Origin of the sequence: Desulfogranum mediterraneum DSM 13871, from assembly GCF_000429965.1 — a bacterium.
Lineage (GTDB): Bacteria > Desulfobacterota > Desulfobulbia > Desulfobulbales > Desulfobulbaceae > Desulfogranum > Desulfogranum mediterraneum.
Genome location: NZ_KE387007.1, coordinates 69,070 through 84,299, shown reverse-complemented (window position 1 = coordinate 84,299; position 15,230 = coordinate 69,070). Strand labels below are relative to the sequence as shown.

The 15,230-nt window shown below is 59.9% G+C and carries 13 protein-coding genes and 1 tRNA gene; 9 read left to right on the top strand and 5 right to left on the bottom strand.

The genetic code is table 11. The features are described 5' to 3' along the window. The first annotated feature begins 13 nt into the window (after window positions 1-13). The 3 genes from groL (at window position 14) to G494_RS0119780 (ending at window position 2,925) form a co-directional block, all read left to right on the top strand. Complete coding sequence (gene groL / locus G494_RS0119790) at window positions 14-1,669, top strand: chaperonin GroEL (protein ID WP_028585904.1); 1,656 nt, start codon at window positions 14-16, stop codon at window positions 1,667-1,669. 196 nt (window positions 1,670-1,865) lie between these two features. Then, window positions 1,866-1,942, top strand: a tRNA-Met gene (locus G494_RS0119785). Between the two features lie 347 nt (window positions 1,943-2,289). Further along, window positions 2,290-2,925 carry a hypothetical protein gene (locus G494_RS0119780; RefSeq protein WP_028585903.1) on the top strand — a complete coding sequence of 212 codons (636 nt, stop codon included), beginning with the start codon at window positions 2,290-2,292 and terminating at the stop codon, window positions 2,923-2,925. Window positions 2,926-2,980: 55 nt separating this feature from the next. Here G494_RS0119780 and G494_RS0119775 read toward each other — a convergent pair whose 3' ends face one another. Together G494_RS0119775 and G494_RS0119770 are read right to left on the bottom strand one after the other, a co-directional pair. Continuing rightward, window positions 2,981-4,219, bottom strand: coding sequence for an aromatic amino acid transport family protein (locus G494_RS0119775; protein WP_028585902.1), 1,239 nt, complete (start codon window positions 4,217-4,219; stop codon window positions 2,981-2,983). Between the two features lie 9 nt (window positions 4,220-4,228). Continuing rightward, the gene (locus G494_RS0119770; RefSeq protein ID WP_028585901.1) at window positions 4,229-5,596 is read right to left on the bottom strand and encodes an L-serine ammonia-lyase; all 1,368 of its coding nucleotides are present in this window, start codon (window positions 5,594-5,596) and stop codon (window positions 4,229-4,231) included. A 241-nt stretch (window positions 5,597-5,837) separates the two neighbouring features. On the opposite strand from G494_RS0119770, the gene G494_RS27065 reads away from it, so the two are divergent. The 5 genes from G494_RS27065 to ilvN all read left to right on the top strand — a co-directional run bounded on the left by G494_RS27065 (window position 5,838) and on the right by ilvN (window position 10,272). Next, the gene (locus tag G494_RS27065; RefSeq protein ID WP_153305967.1) at window positions 5,838-6,008 is read left to right on the top strand and encodes a hypothetical protein; all 171 of its coding nucleotides are present in this window, start codon (window positions 5,838-5,840) and stop codon (window positions 6,006-6,008) included. A gap of 358 nt (window positions 6,009-6,366) precedes the next feature. Next, window positions 6,367-7,026 carry a 7-cyano-7-deazaguanine/7-aminomethyl-7-deazaguanine transporter gene (locus tag G494_RS0119760; RefSeq protein ID WP_028585900.1) on the top strand — a complete coding sequence of 220 codons (660 nt, stop codon included), beginning with the start codon at window positions 6,367-6,369 and terminating at the stop codon, window positions 7,024-7,026. Window positions 7,027-7,070: 44 nt separating this feature from the next. Continuing rightward, complete coding sequence (locus tag G494_RS0119755) at window positions 7,071-7,553, top strand: hypothetical protein (RefSeq protein ID WP_028585899.1); 483 nt, start codon at window positions 7,071-7,073, stop codon at window positions 7,551-7,553. Window positions 7,554-7,874: 321 nt separating this feature from the next. Continuing rightward, a complete protein-coding gene (locus G494_RS0119750) occupies window positions 7,875-9,590 on the top strand; it encodes a thiamine pyrophosphate-binding protein (protein WP_035247710.1) in 1,716 nt (571 codons plus the stop codon). A 175-nt stretch (window positions 9,591-9,765) separates the two neighbouring features. Beyond that, on the top strand, window positions 9,766-10,272 hold the full coding sequence (gene ilvN, locus G494_RS0119745) for an acetolactate synthase small subunit (RefSeq protein WP_028585897.1): 507 nt from the start codon (window positions 9,766-9,768) through the stop codon (window positions 10,270-10,272). A 286-nt stretch (window positions 10,273-10,558) separates the two neighbouring features. On the opposite strand, the gene G494_RS0119740 is transcribed toward ilvN, so the two are convergent. Further along, entirely contained in the window at window positions 10,559-10,768 is a 210-nt protein-coding gene (locus tag G494_RS0119740) for a hypothetical protein (protein WP_028585896.1), read from the bottom strand. 389 nt (window positions 10,769-11,157) lie between these two features. Here G494_RS0119740 and ftsH point away from each other — a divergent pair, with 389 nt between their 5' ends. Further along, window positions 11,158-12,984: an ATP-dependent zinc metalloprotease FtsH gene (ftsH, locus tag G494_RS0119735; RefSeq protein ID WP_028585895.1), complete on the top strand. Its 1,827-nt coding sequence runs from the start codon at window positions 11,158-11,160 to the stop codon at window positions 12,982-12,984. Window positions 12,985-12,991: 7 nt separating this feature from the next. On the opposite strand, the gene G494_RS24650 is transcribed toward ftsH, so the two are convergent. After that, on the bottom strand, window positions 12,992-14,176 hold the full coding sequence (locus G494_RS24650) for a glycosyltransferase (RefSeq protein WP_051305907.1): 1,185 nt from the start codon (window positions 14,174-14,176) through the stop codon (window positions 12,992-12,994). Continuing rightward, on the bottom strand, window positions 14,173-15,165 hold the full coding sequence (locus G494_RS0119725; RefSeq protein ID WP_028585894.1) for a methyltransferase: 993 nt from the start codon (window positions 15,163-15,165) through the stop codon (window positions 14,173-14,175). The genes G494_RS24650 and G494_RS0119725 overlap by 4 nt, the downstream gene beginning before the upstream one ends. Window positions 15,166-15,230 lie beyond the last annotated feature (65 nt).

The window sequence follows — 15,230 nt, the reverse complement described above, 5'->3', positions numbered from 1 at the left end:
TTAGGAGATATACATGTCTGCAAAAGAGTTGAAATATGGTACCAAGGCCCGTGAAAAGATGCTGGCCGGCGTTAACACCCTTGCCGATGCGGTAAAGGTAACCCTTGGTCCCAAGGGCCGGAATGTCCTGATCGAGAAGTCCTTCGGTGCCCCGGTTATCACCAAAGACGGTGTAACCGTTGCCAAAGAGATCGAAGTAACAGACAAGTTCGAAAACATGGGCGCCCAGATGGTCAAGGAAGTTGCCTCCAAGACCTCTGATGTTGCCGGTGACGGAACCACCACCGCCACTGTTCTTGCTCAGGCCATTTACCGTGAAGGTGCCAAGCTGGTTGCTGCCGGTTCCAACCCCATGGAGATCAAGCGTGGTATCGATGCCAGTGTTGACGCCGTAGTTGCTGAGTTGGGCTCCATCGCCAACCCCACCAAAGAGCAGAAAGAGATCGCTCAGGTTGGAACCATCTCCGCCAACAACGACAAGACCATCGGTAACATCATTGCCGAGGCCATGGATAAAGTTGGTAAGGAAGGCGTTATCACCGTTGAAGAAGCCAAGGCCATGGAGACCTCCCTGGACGTGGTTGAGGGTATGCAGTTTGATCGCGGCTACCTCTCTCCCTACTTTGTAACCGACCCTGATCGCATGGAAGTCAACATGGAAGATCCGCTGATTCTCATCAACGAGAAGAAGATCTCCAACATGAAAGACCTCCTGCCTATCCTCGAGTCTGTTGCCAAGATGGGCAAACCCCTGTTCATCATCGCCGAAGATGTGGACGGCGAGGCCCTGGCCACCCTGGTGGTCAACAAGCTGCGCGGCACCCTGAACATCGCTGCGGTCAAGGCTCCTGGCTTTGGTGATCGTCGCAAGGCCATGCTCGAAGATATCGCCATCCTCACCGGCGGTCAGGTCATCACCGAAGATCTCGGCATCAAGCTGGAGAACATCACGGTCAACGATCTGGGTACTGCCAAGCGCATCGTCGTGGACAAGGACAACACCACCATCGTTGATGGTGCCGGCGACAAAGAGCAGCTGGCTGCCCGTGTCAAGCAGATCCGCACCCAGGCCGAAGACTCCACCTCTGATTACGACCGGGAGAAGCTGCAGGAACGTCTTGCCAAGCTGATCGGCGGTGTTGCCGTGATCAATGTCGGTGCTGCCACCGAGATCGAGATGAAAGAGAAGAAGGCTCGGGTTGAAGATGCCCTCAACGCCACCCGCGCTGCGGTTGAAGAGGGTGTTGTTCCCGGTGGCGGCGTTGCCTACCTCCGCTGCCTCAAGGTCCTGGACAGCCTCCAGCTGGAAGGTGAGCAGGCCCTGGGTAAGAACATCATCCGCCGTGCCCTGGAAGAGCCTGTTCGTCAGATCGCTGCCAACGCCGGCCGCGAAGGTTCCGTGATCGTCGAGCACGTCAAGAACCTGGAAGGCGCCAACGGCTTCAACGCTGCCAGCGAAGAGTACGAAGACCTGATCGCGGCTGGTGTCATCGATCCCGCCAAGGTGACCCGTTCTGCCCTGCAGAACGCAGCCTCTGTTTCCGGTCTGCTCCTGACCACCGAGTGCATGATCGCCGAAGAGCCTCAGGAAGATGCCGGTGCCGGCGCCATGGGCGGTATGCCTCCTGGCGGCATGGGCGGCATGGGCGGCATGGGCGGCATGATGTAATGTCCCCTGCCTTTCCAGGCTTGCTGTAAATAAGCGTTGTCTTCTTTGGCCGATTGGCCGGGGCAGACAACGCTTTTTTTTTGGCTGCCTCGGGGAACAGGTAATTTTCTTGACTAAAGGTGTTCTTTCCTATTGACAAACGCGGCTAAATTTTGAATATTGGCACGGTTCAAAAACGAACGGTTCTACCTTTAGTGGCGATGTAGCTCAGCTGGTTAGAGCGCACGGCTCATATCCGTGGTGTCCGGGGTTCAAGTCCCTGCATCGCCACCACTTGTATACAAAAGCGCAACGCAGAATATTGCAGCTTTTCTCAGATAGGCTTGCTTCCCCCGGGGAGCAAGCTTTTTTTTTGCCCTCTGTTTGCCCGCCCCCCCAGAACAGAAGCCGTCCCAGAACAACCAGTCCGTAACCTTGCCAAGAGCAAAGGAACGATCCAACTGGACCAAGGGCCGGTTCGCTTCACCTCCCCCTGCCGCCCCTGACAGAGACCGACCTTGCCAAGCTGGAAAAAAAGAGAGTACTATCAGTGGAGACAGGGCGCCGGGAGGGGAGACCATCGAGCCGGAAGAAGGAGACGCCCAGCCTGGAGCCACGATACCATTGCAAGGGGGAAGAAAATGGAACACTCAAAGAGACAACCAGGACCCGGACAGGCTATTCTGCTGCTCATTATCGCTCTCTGCTGCCAGGCCTGTGCCAGTACCACCCTGACCTCTTCCTGGATCAACAGCGGCTATCAGGGACCAATTAAGGGGCCGGTTTTTGTGCTCGGGGTGTTCAAGGATCCCGTTGCCCACAAAATCTATGAAGACAGTTTTGTGGCTGAACTCGAAGAGGCAGGACTCAGGGCCATGCCCAGCTATCGCTACGACTTGGCTGCGGGCCAGCCGACCAGGGAGGCACTGCAACAGGCCCTCAACCGCTCAGGGGCAAGCGTTCTCCTGATTACCCATCTCCTTGCCGAGAAGAGCAGCGAGTACCAGTTCCCGGAAAAGCACTACGCCCTTGGCGGCGGCATAAGCTGGGACAGTGGCTATGGCTACTACTCGGTCATCTATAGCGAAGTCTGGGGGGGCACAGAGGTGGACAGAACCGTTGACGCCATGGAGGCCTCTCTGTTTGAGGTGCACAGCGGTCAGCGGATCTGGTCGGCCCGCGCAAGAAGTGTCAACCTGGACAGGTTTGTCCGCAGGGACGACGAACAACTGGAGAAACGGTTCATCCAAGACCTGCGGGAACACCGGCTCTTATAAGCTCAAACAGGCTGCCCTCTGCCTGGAGGCGCAGGAGCAGGAAACAGAGGCCCGCTCACTGCCGCAGCTCTTGCCGGACCGCCTTTTCCTGAAAATCCTTCAGGATCGCCTCGGTGTTGATCCAGCCGATATCATTTGCGAGATCCACCAGCAGGGCTCCGACAAAGAGCGTCCCCATCAGCAGGGCCAAGATCCTGGCCCCCAGGGTCTTGTTGTTGAGGAGATAGATCATCACCGGCAAGACCCCGAAGAGCAGGGCAATCCCGACCCCACCGACCACGCCGATGGCCTTGAGAAAGATCGCCGGAAAGAAGATGGCGATCAGCAGGGGCGGCACAAAGGTAGCGGCCACCACACCCAGGCGGCGGCCGTTGCCGAGGAGGTCACGGTTAAAGGCCATCAGGCCGATGCCGGTGGCGGCATAGGAGGTACAGATGGCGGTCAGGGAAAAGGCCACGGCCACCCCGTTGAAGAGGGGGTTCTCCAGGATATGGCCCAGGGGCACGGTGGCAGGCAGGCCCTGGCGGAAACCGCTGAGGATGGAGTCACTGCCCACGGTGAGCGGCAGGGTGCCGATCCCCACCCCGACCCAGAGGGTATTGACCACAAAACCGATGACCATGCCCATGAGCATGGCCCTGGAGATCGCAGCCAGGTCCCACTCCATATCCCTGCAAATGGTGGGGATGATGTTGTGAAAGTGAAAGGAGGTCAGGATCACCGGGATGGCCACGGGCAAAAAACGGAGGTCGTGGAACGCCATCTTGGCCAGTTCCACCTTGCCGGCCCCCATGACCACCATGGCGACAAAGGAGATCCCCAGGAAAAGCATCAGCCACTGGTTATAACGGGCCACAAAGCCGCTGCCCATGGCGGTAAAGGCGGACAGGACCAGAAACAGGCCCAGGGTGACCCCCATGGTCGTGGCTGTTCCCGTGCCCAGGCTGTCGGCCAGGGCGGACACGATGATGGCGGTGCCGCCGCCGAGGTAGGCGGTAAGCAGGCCGTAGAGGATCAGCAGGTTGGCAGCAGTGGCCAGCCACTTGCCGCCGGCCCCCAGGTAGCTGCCGTAGAGGCTGGGATAGTTGAAGTTATCCTCCTTTCGAGCCACCGCCTCCCTGGCCAGGACCATGGCAGAGAAATACATTGCCCCGGCAAAGACCACCATGGCCAGAAAGGAGTAGAACAGGCCGGCGCCACCGGTCTGCATGGGCAGGGCCAGGATCCCGGCCCCGATCAGGTTGCCGGTCACCAGCAGGGCAATCACGCCAACACCTTTTTTCTTGCTCTCCATACCATCCCCCTAACAGTGCACTGAGCAGACCGCCAGGCCACCCTGGGCCGTCTCTTTATACTTGGTCGACATCTCGGCCCCGGTCAGGCGCATGGCCTCGATCACCTGGTCCAGCGAAATCTTCTGCCGCTCCTCCTCACCCACGCTTGCCAGGAGATAGGCGTTATAGGCCGAGACCGCGCCCATGGCGTTGCGCTCGATGCAGGGGATCTGAACATAACCGCCGACAGGATCACAGGTCATCCCCAGGTGATGCTCCAGGGCGATCTCGGCTGCGTTCTCCAACTGGTGAATGGTTGCACCTGCGCCCTGGGCCAGAAAGGCGGCTGCCATGGCAGCCGCCACCCCAACCTCCCCCTGGCAGCCCACCTCAGCCCCGGCAATGGAGGCATTGTGACGGGCCACAAAGGCGATGGCTGCGGCAGCGACCAACCCCTGGCGCAGTTGGCGGGGCGAGTAGTGGAGAAACTCCCGGGCCACGGCCACCACCCCGGGAATCACTCCGGCCGAGCCCGAGGTGGGCGCGGTGACCACCTTGCGGCCAGCCCCATTTTCTTCTGAGGCGGCCAGGCTGTAAGCGTTGAGCGCTGCCAGGAAACGATCATGGCTGTTCTTCAGGCCCCGGCTGTGCTGGTCCAGGACCCGGGCCTTGCGCTGCAGGCCGATGGGCCCGGGCAGGACGCCGTCGGCGGCCAGACCGCTGTCCACGGCCGCCTGCATGGCGCCAAGGATCCGGTCCAGGCCGGCTTCGATCTCCTCACGACTTTTTCCGCTGAGCTGCTCTTCATTCTCCAAGATCAGTTCAGGGAGGGCTTGCTGCCGCTGGTTCACCAGGCGGCGCAGCTCGGTCATGTTGCTGAAGGCATGGACCGGCAAAGGACGAACAGGCTCCTCCTCTCCCCGGCTGCGGATAAAGCCGCCGCCGATGGAGTAGTACTCAGCCTCCAGCACCACGCCCCCCGGACCACGGGCCGTAAAGACCAGGGTGTTGGCGAACTCCGCCCCAGGACGATCTCCGTCAAAGTGGATATCCTCCCGGGAAAATTCTATGGCCTGGTCGCCGGCCTGAATCTGGTAGCCCTCACCCTCCCGGCTCATCAGCCCAAGCAACTCGTCGCTATCACAGCTCTCCGGCAGCCAGCCGAGCAGGCCGGCCAAAACCGCCTTATGGGTACCATGGCCGATACCGGTAGCGCTCAAGGAGCCATAGAGGTGGACGTGAAGACTGCTGAGCTGCGCCTGCTGCTCCGCAGGTAGGTCCTGGAGCTTATCGAGAAAGCAGCTGGCCGCCTTCATGGGACCTATGGTATGGGAGCTTGAGGGGCCTGGACCGATCTTAAAGATATCAAAGACAGAGGTCGATATAGGAGGTACCATCTTTAGCGTATGCCCTGAGGAAGACGAGGAAAAAAAAGGAAGATTTCATCTGTTGTATAGGATATAGATAGAATCTGCAAAGAATTGTTTAGCGAGAGTCCGCTTCAACCAGGGGCAGCCTCCCCCCCTGGCTCAGACCAGAGGGCTGCTCCCCGAGAATCATTGATGAGAAGCAGTGATGAGAAAACGTGTCAGGATAGAGATCGACTACCGCACAGACTGTTGATGGGGCTTTAAAGACGTGCGGGCACGTCTCGACAGGATGAGCGACGGCGAGCGGTTCAGCTTCCTCTGCATCCCCAAGATGGCGGAAAAGATGGACCGGATCGTGCGGCTCAACGGCGGCGAGATCGTTGAGCGGGAAACCAAAAACTATGGTGTGCTCCTCTCGGTGGAGAAGAACTCCCGATAAATCGTCCCCCTGCGCTCTTCAGCAACACCCAGCAGCAGGCTGGCTGGAGATCGGTTTTTGTTACGATCCCTCGGCAAGGTGTTGTCATCAAGCACAGATCAGGTATCCCCCCTGGCTGTCCCGCTGCAGGCCGCCCAGGACAACAGGGTACCTTGAAAAATTCAATTTTTCGATCAAGGTCAAGGCGCACGATACATTTTACCGCAGGCATATATTTGATATTCCGAGGATAAAATTTTGAGCGCAACGCCGAGATTGGAAGGAAAACTTTTTTCAAGGTGGCCAACAGCCGCTCTTTGGAGCCGCTGCCATCAATCCACTCGGGTTCCCTCACCCCGAACAGCAAAAAGGAAACAGTATGCTTGCACTCACCCAGGCGCAGAGAAACCGCGCCATCTCCATCCTCGCCGCCCTGCACATCCTGATCCTCGCCGCCAGCAACTACCTGGTCCAGATACCCTTTCAACTCTTCGGCATCCATACCACCTGGGGCACCTTCAGCTTCCCCTTTGTCTATCTGGCCACCGACCTGACCGTGCGCATTTTTGGGGGAGCAGAGGCCCGCAGGATCATCTTTCGGGTGATGCTGCCCGCCCTGCTCTTCTCCTACCTGATCTCGGTCCTCTTTTTTGAAGGCAGATACCAGGGCGTGACCAGTCTGGCCGGCTTCAACACCTTTGTCTTCCGGATTGCCTTTGCCAGCTTTGCCGCCTATACCGTGGGGCAGCTGGCCGATGTCAAGGTCTTTGCCCGGCTGCGCCGACATCCCAGCTGGTGGGTCGCCCCGGCCGCCTCCACCGTACTCGGCAACCTCCTGGATACGGCCATCTTCTTTTCCGTGGCCTTCTGGGCCTCATCCGATGCCTTTATGGCGAGTCATTGGCCGGAGATCGGCGCTGTGGACTATGGGTTCAAACTCCTGGTCAGCATCGTGCTCTTCCTGCCCCTCTACGGCCTGCTCCTGCGGGCACTGACCGATAAACTGCTGACAGCGCCGGCAGCCAAGGTCGTTCTCTAGCTCCAGGCTGCTTCGCAAGCCCTCACCTCAACCAGGAAAACCACATGATCCGCTTTCTTGCCCTCTGCTGTTTGCTCTGCCCGCTCCTCCTGACCACCACCGCAGTCCAGGCCGGCGAAGGCTACCGGGACCCCCTGGTCCGGGTCTCCATCCTGCCTTCAACCATCAAGCCCCAGCAGTTCCTGCCCCTCTTGAGCAGGGACATCTCCGCTGCCTCCGGGGTGCCGGAGTCCGGCATCACCGTTATCTGGAACGTGATCCCTGCCCAGCAGATGATCACCGGCGGCAAACTTGCCGACCACTATGACAACCGCAGCCACCCGGTGGTGGTCGAGCTGTTCCTGGCCGGTTTCTTTGCGGAATCCGCCATCCAGGAGACCATGGCCGCCATTGCCGACTCCTTTGCCGAGCATACGCCGGTGGCCCGTGAACAGGTCTTTATCCTGACCACCCTCCAGCAGTCCGGCCAGGTCTATGTCTTTGGCAAGCCGCTGCAGTGGCAGCAGGGAGAAAACCCCTTCAAATAGCCCCCTGTGCGTTCCAGGCTGGCCAATGAGCGCAGAACATGTTATCTGTAACCAGCATTGCCGTTGGCTCTGTTTCCGGGAACAACCGGCACCAGCTGCCGCCCTTTTCCCCTGTGGAGTTGCTGCCCATGGCACGATGCTCTCTTGCTGATGAATTAGTGGCGGTGCCACCCCAGTCGACCGCACCGCTACCACAGATCAAGGACTTCCCCAGACTCCGCTCTACGCACCTGAGCCTTCAGTTGCAAGGCTGGCGGGAAAGACCATATACTTTTCAGAGTTTCCTCAAGAAACACGCTCCCATCACCAGAGGATAGATTTATGAACAATGCAGAAATTCTGGCCAAAAGCCTCCTTGACCTCGGCGTTGACCGCATCTTCGGTTTCTCCGGTGCAACCATCCTGCCGGTCTTTCATGCCCTCGGTGCCACCGAGATCGAACTCACAGTCTGTGCAAATGAGCAGGCCTGTGCCTTTGCCGCCTCTGGTTACTCCAGGGCCGCAGAAAAAATCGGCATCACCGTGGTCACCTCGGGCCCGGCCATCACCAACACCCTGACCGCCGTGGCCGATGCCCATGCAGACTCTGTCCCGATGTTGGTTTTTGCCGGTCAGGTGGCCCAGACCAAGATGGATACCGACGAGTTCCAGCACATCAATGTGAAGAGCGTCTTTGCCGATGCCGCCAAGAAGGTGGTCCTGGTCAACGAGATGCAGCGGATCGAAGAGGTGGTCAAGGATGCCTACTTCTATGCCAAGTCCGGCAAACCAGGCCCTGTGGTCATCGACTTTCCCTATGACATCCAGATGGCCGAGGGTGAGTACCAGGGTATCAGCATCGACAAGTTCCGGCGCAAGTATGACGAGGAGCGTCACCTGGGGGAGAATCAGTGCCAGCAGTTTTTTGAGCTCCTCCAAAACGCCAAGAAACCTCTGCTCTATATCGGCGGCGGCCTCAACTCCCGGGCAGGAAGTGAAAAGATCCGGGCTTTTAACCGCCGTTTTGCGGTCCCCTCCATCAACAGCCTGATGGGCAAGGGCGTCCTGGATGAGACCGCTGTCTGGGCCATGGGCATGCTGGGGATGTTCGGGGTACCGGCCGCCAACAAGGCCATTCAGGAGACCGATCTCTTTGTGGCCTTCGGGGTGCGCTGGGACGACCGGGTCAGCGAGAAGGTGGGTGACTCCAGCCTAGCCGCGGATATCGCCTACTTTGACATCAACCCGCTGAAGGTTCAGGAGGTCCGCTTTACCCGGGACCCAAAATTCTCCTTTATCGGCAAGGCCGAGACCGCCCTGGACGATCTGCTCAACTATGCCGAAAAGCATGATATCCAGCTGGATATCGGCGCCTGGCAGGCACAGGCCAAGCAACTCAAACAGGGCCACCCCCTCGACTACAACCGTAAAGCTGAAGAAATTCAGCAGGCCGAGGTGATGGAGCAGCTGGCCGGCCTGATCACCGCCAACACCAAGGTCACCACCGGGGTGGGGAACCATCAGATGCTGGCCGCCCAGCACCTGACCATGTTCAAGCCCAAGTCCTTTCTCACCGCCGGCGGCTTCGGCCCCATGGGCTATGCCCTGCCGGCGGCCATCGGCGCCTACCATGCTGCCCCTGATGCCACCATCATCTCCATCGATGGTGACGGTTCCCTGTTGATGAACCTGGGCGAACTCTTTTCCATCGGCCGCTACCAGCTCCCCATCAAGGTGCTGCTCCTCAACAACCATGGGGACGGCATGGTCCGCAATATCCAGGATTTCCTCTACCAGGGTGACCATGTGGCCACCAAGAAGGACTCCCGGGTCAACTTTGCCAACGTGGCCAAAGAACTTGGATTTCCCTTTCACCGCAGGGTGGAGGAACGCAGCCAGCTGCAGAGCGGCCTGGCCGCGTTCATGGCCGCCGACGGCCCCTCATTTCTGGAGATCGTCTGCGACCGCCAGGAGATCCTCTATCCGCGGATCCCGGCCGGCAAGGGCTACCAGAATATGGTCCTGGGGCCCTATATGGAGAAGCAGGAAGAACAGTAGAACGGTCGGGCTGTTCCAGAGCGGGACAGCCCCCACCCCCGGAGTCCCGGTCGTGGTCTCAGCCGGGCACAGCCCGAGGCGCAACCAGGACTCCGCGGCAGAAACAACAGAGCAGGGCCCGACCGGAGAGGTCGGCAGGCTCCCCTTATCATCTTGAACGGCAGACGAGGTTGTTATGGAAGAACAATCATATATCCTGACCATGCTGGTGGCCAACAAGCCTTCGGTGACCGCCCGCATCACTGGTCTCTTCTCAGGAAGAGGCTACAACATCCAATCCATCTGTGGCGCCCCCACCCATGATCCGGAACTCTCCAGGATCACCCTCAAGACCCATGCCACCCCCAAGCAGCTGGATGAAATCGTCAAGCAACTCAACCGGCTGATCGATGTCATCAAGCTGCGTGACATGACCCACGACGAGGCGGTCAAACGCGAGATGGCCCTGATCAGCGTGGAGGTGACCCCGGAAAACAGGAGCGAACTGATCCAGACCGTTGATATCTTCAATGCCAAGGTGGTCAGCGCAGTCACCGACTCCTACATCATCGAGGTGACGGGAACGGAAAAAAAGGTGAACGCCATGATCGACATCCTCCGCCCCCTGGGGATAAAAAAGCTCACCCGCTCCGGCATCCTGGCCCTGTACCGGGAGCTGGACGAGACCCACCGCAACAGCTGACTGGTGCTCGCCCCCGGCCGGGCCAGCGCCTCCACGGTAACACTTCCCTTTAGGCACGCCCTCCAGGATTCCTTTTCGGATCCTTTTTTCGAATCCCTGTCAGGGGGCTTGCCGCAACCGGGCCCCGGCAGAGAACCAGCCCTGTGAGGGGCTCTCTATCCCGAGACGGCTGCCGTGCCCATGGGCATGGCAGCAGCCCTCGACAGAAGGCCGGAGCCATCCTCGACGGTCAGGCCCATACTGCCCCCAGGTTCTCCCAGCTCGCCCTGAGTTCCCCCACCTGCCCTCAGCGCTTCTTTTTGCCCTGCCTCCGCTTTTCCCTGCTGCTCTCTGCCTGCTGCTCACCTTGCTGATCCTCCTTCTTCTCCCATAGGGGTCTGATGTAGATCTTGAACAGATAGTAGCCAATGATGGGCGCGGTGCAGACCGCCAGTAAGCCAAAGGGATTTTCAATGTATCTGTTTATATTTTCCATGAACAGGGTAAACTGATCCATACAGGGTTCCTTGAAAGTACAGTGAAAAGAACTCTCTCGACAAAGAGCGGCGACGTGACAGACAGCTCTCCTATATCCAATATATTGCTGGAACGCACCTCTTTTTCGTAAAGAGTCACCCCCCTTCCCACGAGCCCTTGCCATCTCCTTGCAAGGTTGAAACAAGCAGCGATCGGGATGAGGATGAGCCAACTCAGCCAGAGGATGCACAGCCTCCGAGCAGGTGAAGCGAACATCTTTTTGCCGGCTCACAGAGATGTGCTACCATAGAGATAGAACCCCAGTGATGACGTGCGATTTTCCGGTGCTCCCATCCTCCTTCCCTCCAAGCCAGGGACTGTACAGGGAGAGCGCGGTTACTCCCCTTTCTTATCCAGGAGACTCCCGCCATGAACAATACCAATAAAATCAACCTTGTTTATACTATCATTGCGGTCTTCAGCATCATGCTCCTCCATGAAATCTGGACCCAGCAGCAGGTCATTCAACCCATCCCCTACAGCCAGCTGGAGACCCTGCTGGAACAGGGAAAGATAGCTCAACTCACCATCCACGAGCGCTACATCAGCGGTGAGCTCAATACGCCCGACGAGCATGGCAAAAAAATCGTTGTAGCCAATCGGGTGGAGCCGCGGCTGGCGGAACAGCTCTCCCGCTTCCAGGTCCCCTTTACCCAGGTCCATGAGAGTAAATTCCTGATCACCCTGCTCTCCTGGGTGGTGCCGGCCCTGGTCTTCCTGGGCATCTGGATGTTGATCATCCGCAAGTTTGTCGAAAAACAGGGAGGCATGGGCGGCGGCTTCATGAACATCGGCAAATCCAAGGCCAAGATCTATGTGGAACATGAAACCGGGGTGACCTTTGATGATGTGGCCGGGGTGGATGAGAGCAAGGCCGAGCTGGAAGAGATCATTAACTTCCTCAAGGCCCCCAAGGATTACGGCAAGCTGGGGGCCAGAATGCCCAAGGGGATCCTCCTGGTGGGGCCGCCGGGAACCGGTAAGACCCTGATGGCCCGGGCCGTTGCCGGTGAGGCCAGTGTGCCCTTTTTTTCCATCAGCGGCTCCGAATTTGTGGAGATGTTTGTGGGTGTAGGCGCGGCAAGGGTGCGCGACCTCTTTGAACAGGCCAGGAAATCGGCCCCGGCCATCATCTTCATCGACGAGCTGGACGCCCTGGGGCGATCCCGGAGCGCCCCAGGCCTGAGCGGCAACGATGAGCGGGAGCAGACCTTGAATCAACTCCTGGTCGAGTTGGACGGCTTTGACCCCAGCGGCGGCGTGGTCCTGCTGGCGGCCACCAACCGCCCCGAGATCCTGGACCAGGCACTGCTCAGGGCCGGCCGCTTTGATCGCCAGGTACTGGTGGACCGGCCGGACAAGCTGGGCCGGATCGCCATCCTCCAGATCCACCTCCAAAAAATCGAGCAGGGGGAGGATGTGGACCCTGCCCAGGTGGCAGATCTCACCACCGGCTTTTCCGGGGCAGACCTGGCCAACCTGGTCAACGAGGCGGCCCTGCTGGCCACCCGGGCTAAGGCCGAGCAGGTCACCATGGCCGATTTCACCCAGGCCATCGAACGGATCGTGGCCGGCCTGGAAAAGAAAAACCGGCTGCTCAACCCCAGGGAACGGGAAATCGTCGCCTACCATGAGGTGGGTCACGCCCTGACCGCCCTGGCCCTGCCCGGGACCGATCCGGTCCACAAGATCTCCATCATTCCCAGGGGCATCGGCGCCCTGGGCTACACCCTGCAACGGCCCACCGAGGACCGCTTCCTGATGACCAGGGAAGAGCTGAAACGCAAGATTGCGGTCCTCCTGGGCGGCCGGGCAGCGGAGAAGTTGATCTTCAATCACCTCTCCACCGGTGCAGCCGATGACCTCCAGCGGGTGACGGATATCGCCCGCAACATGGTCACCCGCTACGGCATGGATGAGACCATCGGCCACGTGGTGCATGAGGAACCGCCGCCGACCTTTCTCAACCAGCCCGGGATGCCGCCCGCTACGGCAAACTACAGTAATACCACGGCAGAACAGATCGATCGGGCTGTCCGGACCATCCTGGACGACACCTTTGCCTCCACCCTCAAGATCCTGGAGGAAAATCAGGATATCCTGGAACGCTGTGCCCGGGCGCTGTTGACAAAAGAGACCCTGATGGAAGAGGAGCTGCAGGAGTTGACCAAGGGGTTGCGCAGGAGGAGCGACTGAAGCGGCCTCAGCGACGCAGCAGCCACTTCAGGGTCACCAGGGGCTCGATATCCTTGAGCTGGGAGAGCGGATACCAGGTGCCCCGCCAGGGGATTCCCTGGTTTCTGCTGACCACGACCACGGCCTTGATGGAGATAAAGAGCAGCACCCAGGGAGCCAGGGGCAACCAGAGCACGGTGCGGAGCGGCACCTTCATGGCCGCAGCGTTGATGGTAAAGGCCCCGGCCTTGCAGAACAGGGTGGCCAGGCAGAGCCAGCGGGGTGCCCCCTCCAGCAGGAACAGGCCAACCAGCGGGGCGATGCTGCAGGCAAAGATGACCGCTCCGGCTGCAGAGGCCGTGGGCAGGTGAAAGTTGTAGAAGGCAAAGACATTCTTCAGCAAGCCCTCACTCATCGCTGCCACACTCTCATACCAGGCCACCCGCACAAAGCCTTCCCCCCGCAGACAGTCCTGGGCCAGGCCCGCCCGGTGGATCCGCTTTCCCAGGATGAGGTCATCTATGGGGTGCATGGCAATGGCCCGATGGCTGCCGATACGGGCATAGGCAGCGGCGCTGACCAGGTTAAAGGCACCGATGCCGATGAAGTATTTGGACTCCGCCCGCCTGACCTTCCAGGGCTGCAACAGGACCAGCAGGCCGATCATGGCCTCGACAATGGTGGCGTTGAGCAGGCCGCCGGGGGCAATGTTGCGAAACAGGAGGGTCAGGTGGTCCAGCCGCTCCGCCGCCAGCCAGCGCATGGCCCGGGAGATCGTGCTTGGCTCCAGCAGGACATCGGCATCGCTGAAGAGCAGATACTCGCCTGCGGCCAGGTCGGCGCCGACCTGGAGGGCATGGTTCTTGCCCAGCCATCCCTGGGGCAGAGCCTGGAGATGCACCCCCCTGACCTGCGGAGAGGAGCGCACCAGGGCGTCGACCAGGGCCCCGGTACCATCGGTGGAACGATCGTTGACCAGGATGATTTCCAGGCAGGGATACTCCTGGGCCAGCAGGGCGCTGACGGTCTGGCCGAGCCCCTGGGCCTCGTTGCAGGCCGGGATGATCACCGAAACCAGGGGAAGGACATCACCGGCCATGGGCGGAACGCTTTCAAGGGTGCGGAGCCGGACCCGGGCTACCATGGTCAGCACCAGAGTGTAGAGCGCCACCAGGAGGGCAACCAGCGCCCAAGAGGTAAAGAGGGTGTTCATGCCACGGCGGCAAGGATCGAGGCGTCGTTGGGGCCGAGAAAGTCCAGGCGCTCGATGCCGCTGCAACCTGCAGCCTGGAGCATGGCCCGGACCTCGGACTCGGCATAGCTGCGTCCTGTTGGATTGTTGATCAGCATGTTCAGGGCAAACAGGGCCGGAAACTCGGGACCATCCTTGGCCTCGTTGAGAAAGAAGTCATGGATCAGCAGCAGGCCCCCTGGTTCCAGGGCCTGGACCGCCTTGGCGATCAACTGTTGGCAGGCCTCAGGCCCGTAGCTGTGGAGGATATGGGAAAGCCAGACCACCCCATAGGGCCCAGGGGGCAGGGGATCCTGGTGAAAGTCGCCTCCATGAAAGGAGACCCGACTTTCCAGACCAAAGCGGCGGATGGTCTGCTCGGCAAAGGGCCGGCTGGTGGGGAGATCGAAGACCGCAGCCCTGAGCTTGGGATTGGCCAGACAGAAGTGAACGGCATAGGTACCTGGGCCGCCGCCCAGATCCAAGAGCGAAGCTCGTCCCCCCAGATCGACAGCTTCGGCGATCCGGGGAGCAGTGGTCATGGCCAGGTTGAACATCCCCATCAAAAAGCTCTCCCGCTCACGAGCATCCCCGTAGGAACGCATCTCCACGGGTTTGCCGGTGAGCACGGCCTGATCGAGCTGGGCCCAGCCATCCAGCAGGTGATGGTGATGGAGGATGATCTGGCCCATATAGTCGGGGGAGTCCCTGCTCAACAGCCGCAGGGAACTGGCGGTATTGGCGTAGCCATCATCCTTCTTCTCCAGCAAGCCCATGGCTGCGAGCCCGTTGAGGAGATACTCCGTCCCCCGCCGCTCGCTGCCGGCCGTCTGGGCGATCTCCTCCAGGGAGCGTACGGCTCTGCCCAGCAGGGTAAAGATATCCAGGCGAACCCCGGCCTGGAGGGTGCAACCCCGCCAGTAGGCACTGGAGGTACGCAACAGCTCGGCTCTATCCCAGTTACGGCTCATCGATTCCTCCCGCCTGAGCGGCAAACGAAGGGTACCGGCCCAGCTGCGGCCCTCGGCTGTGGCCG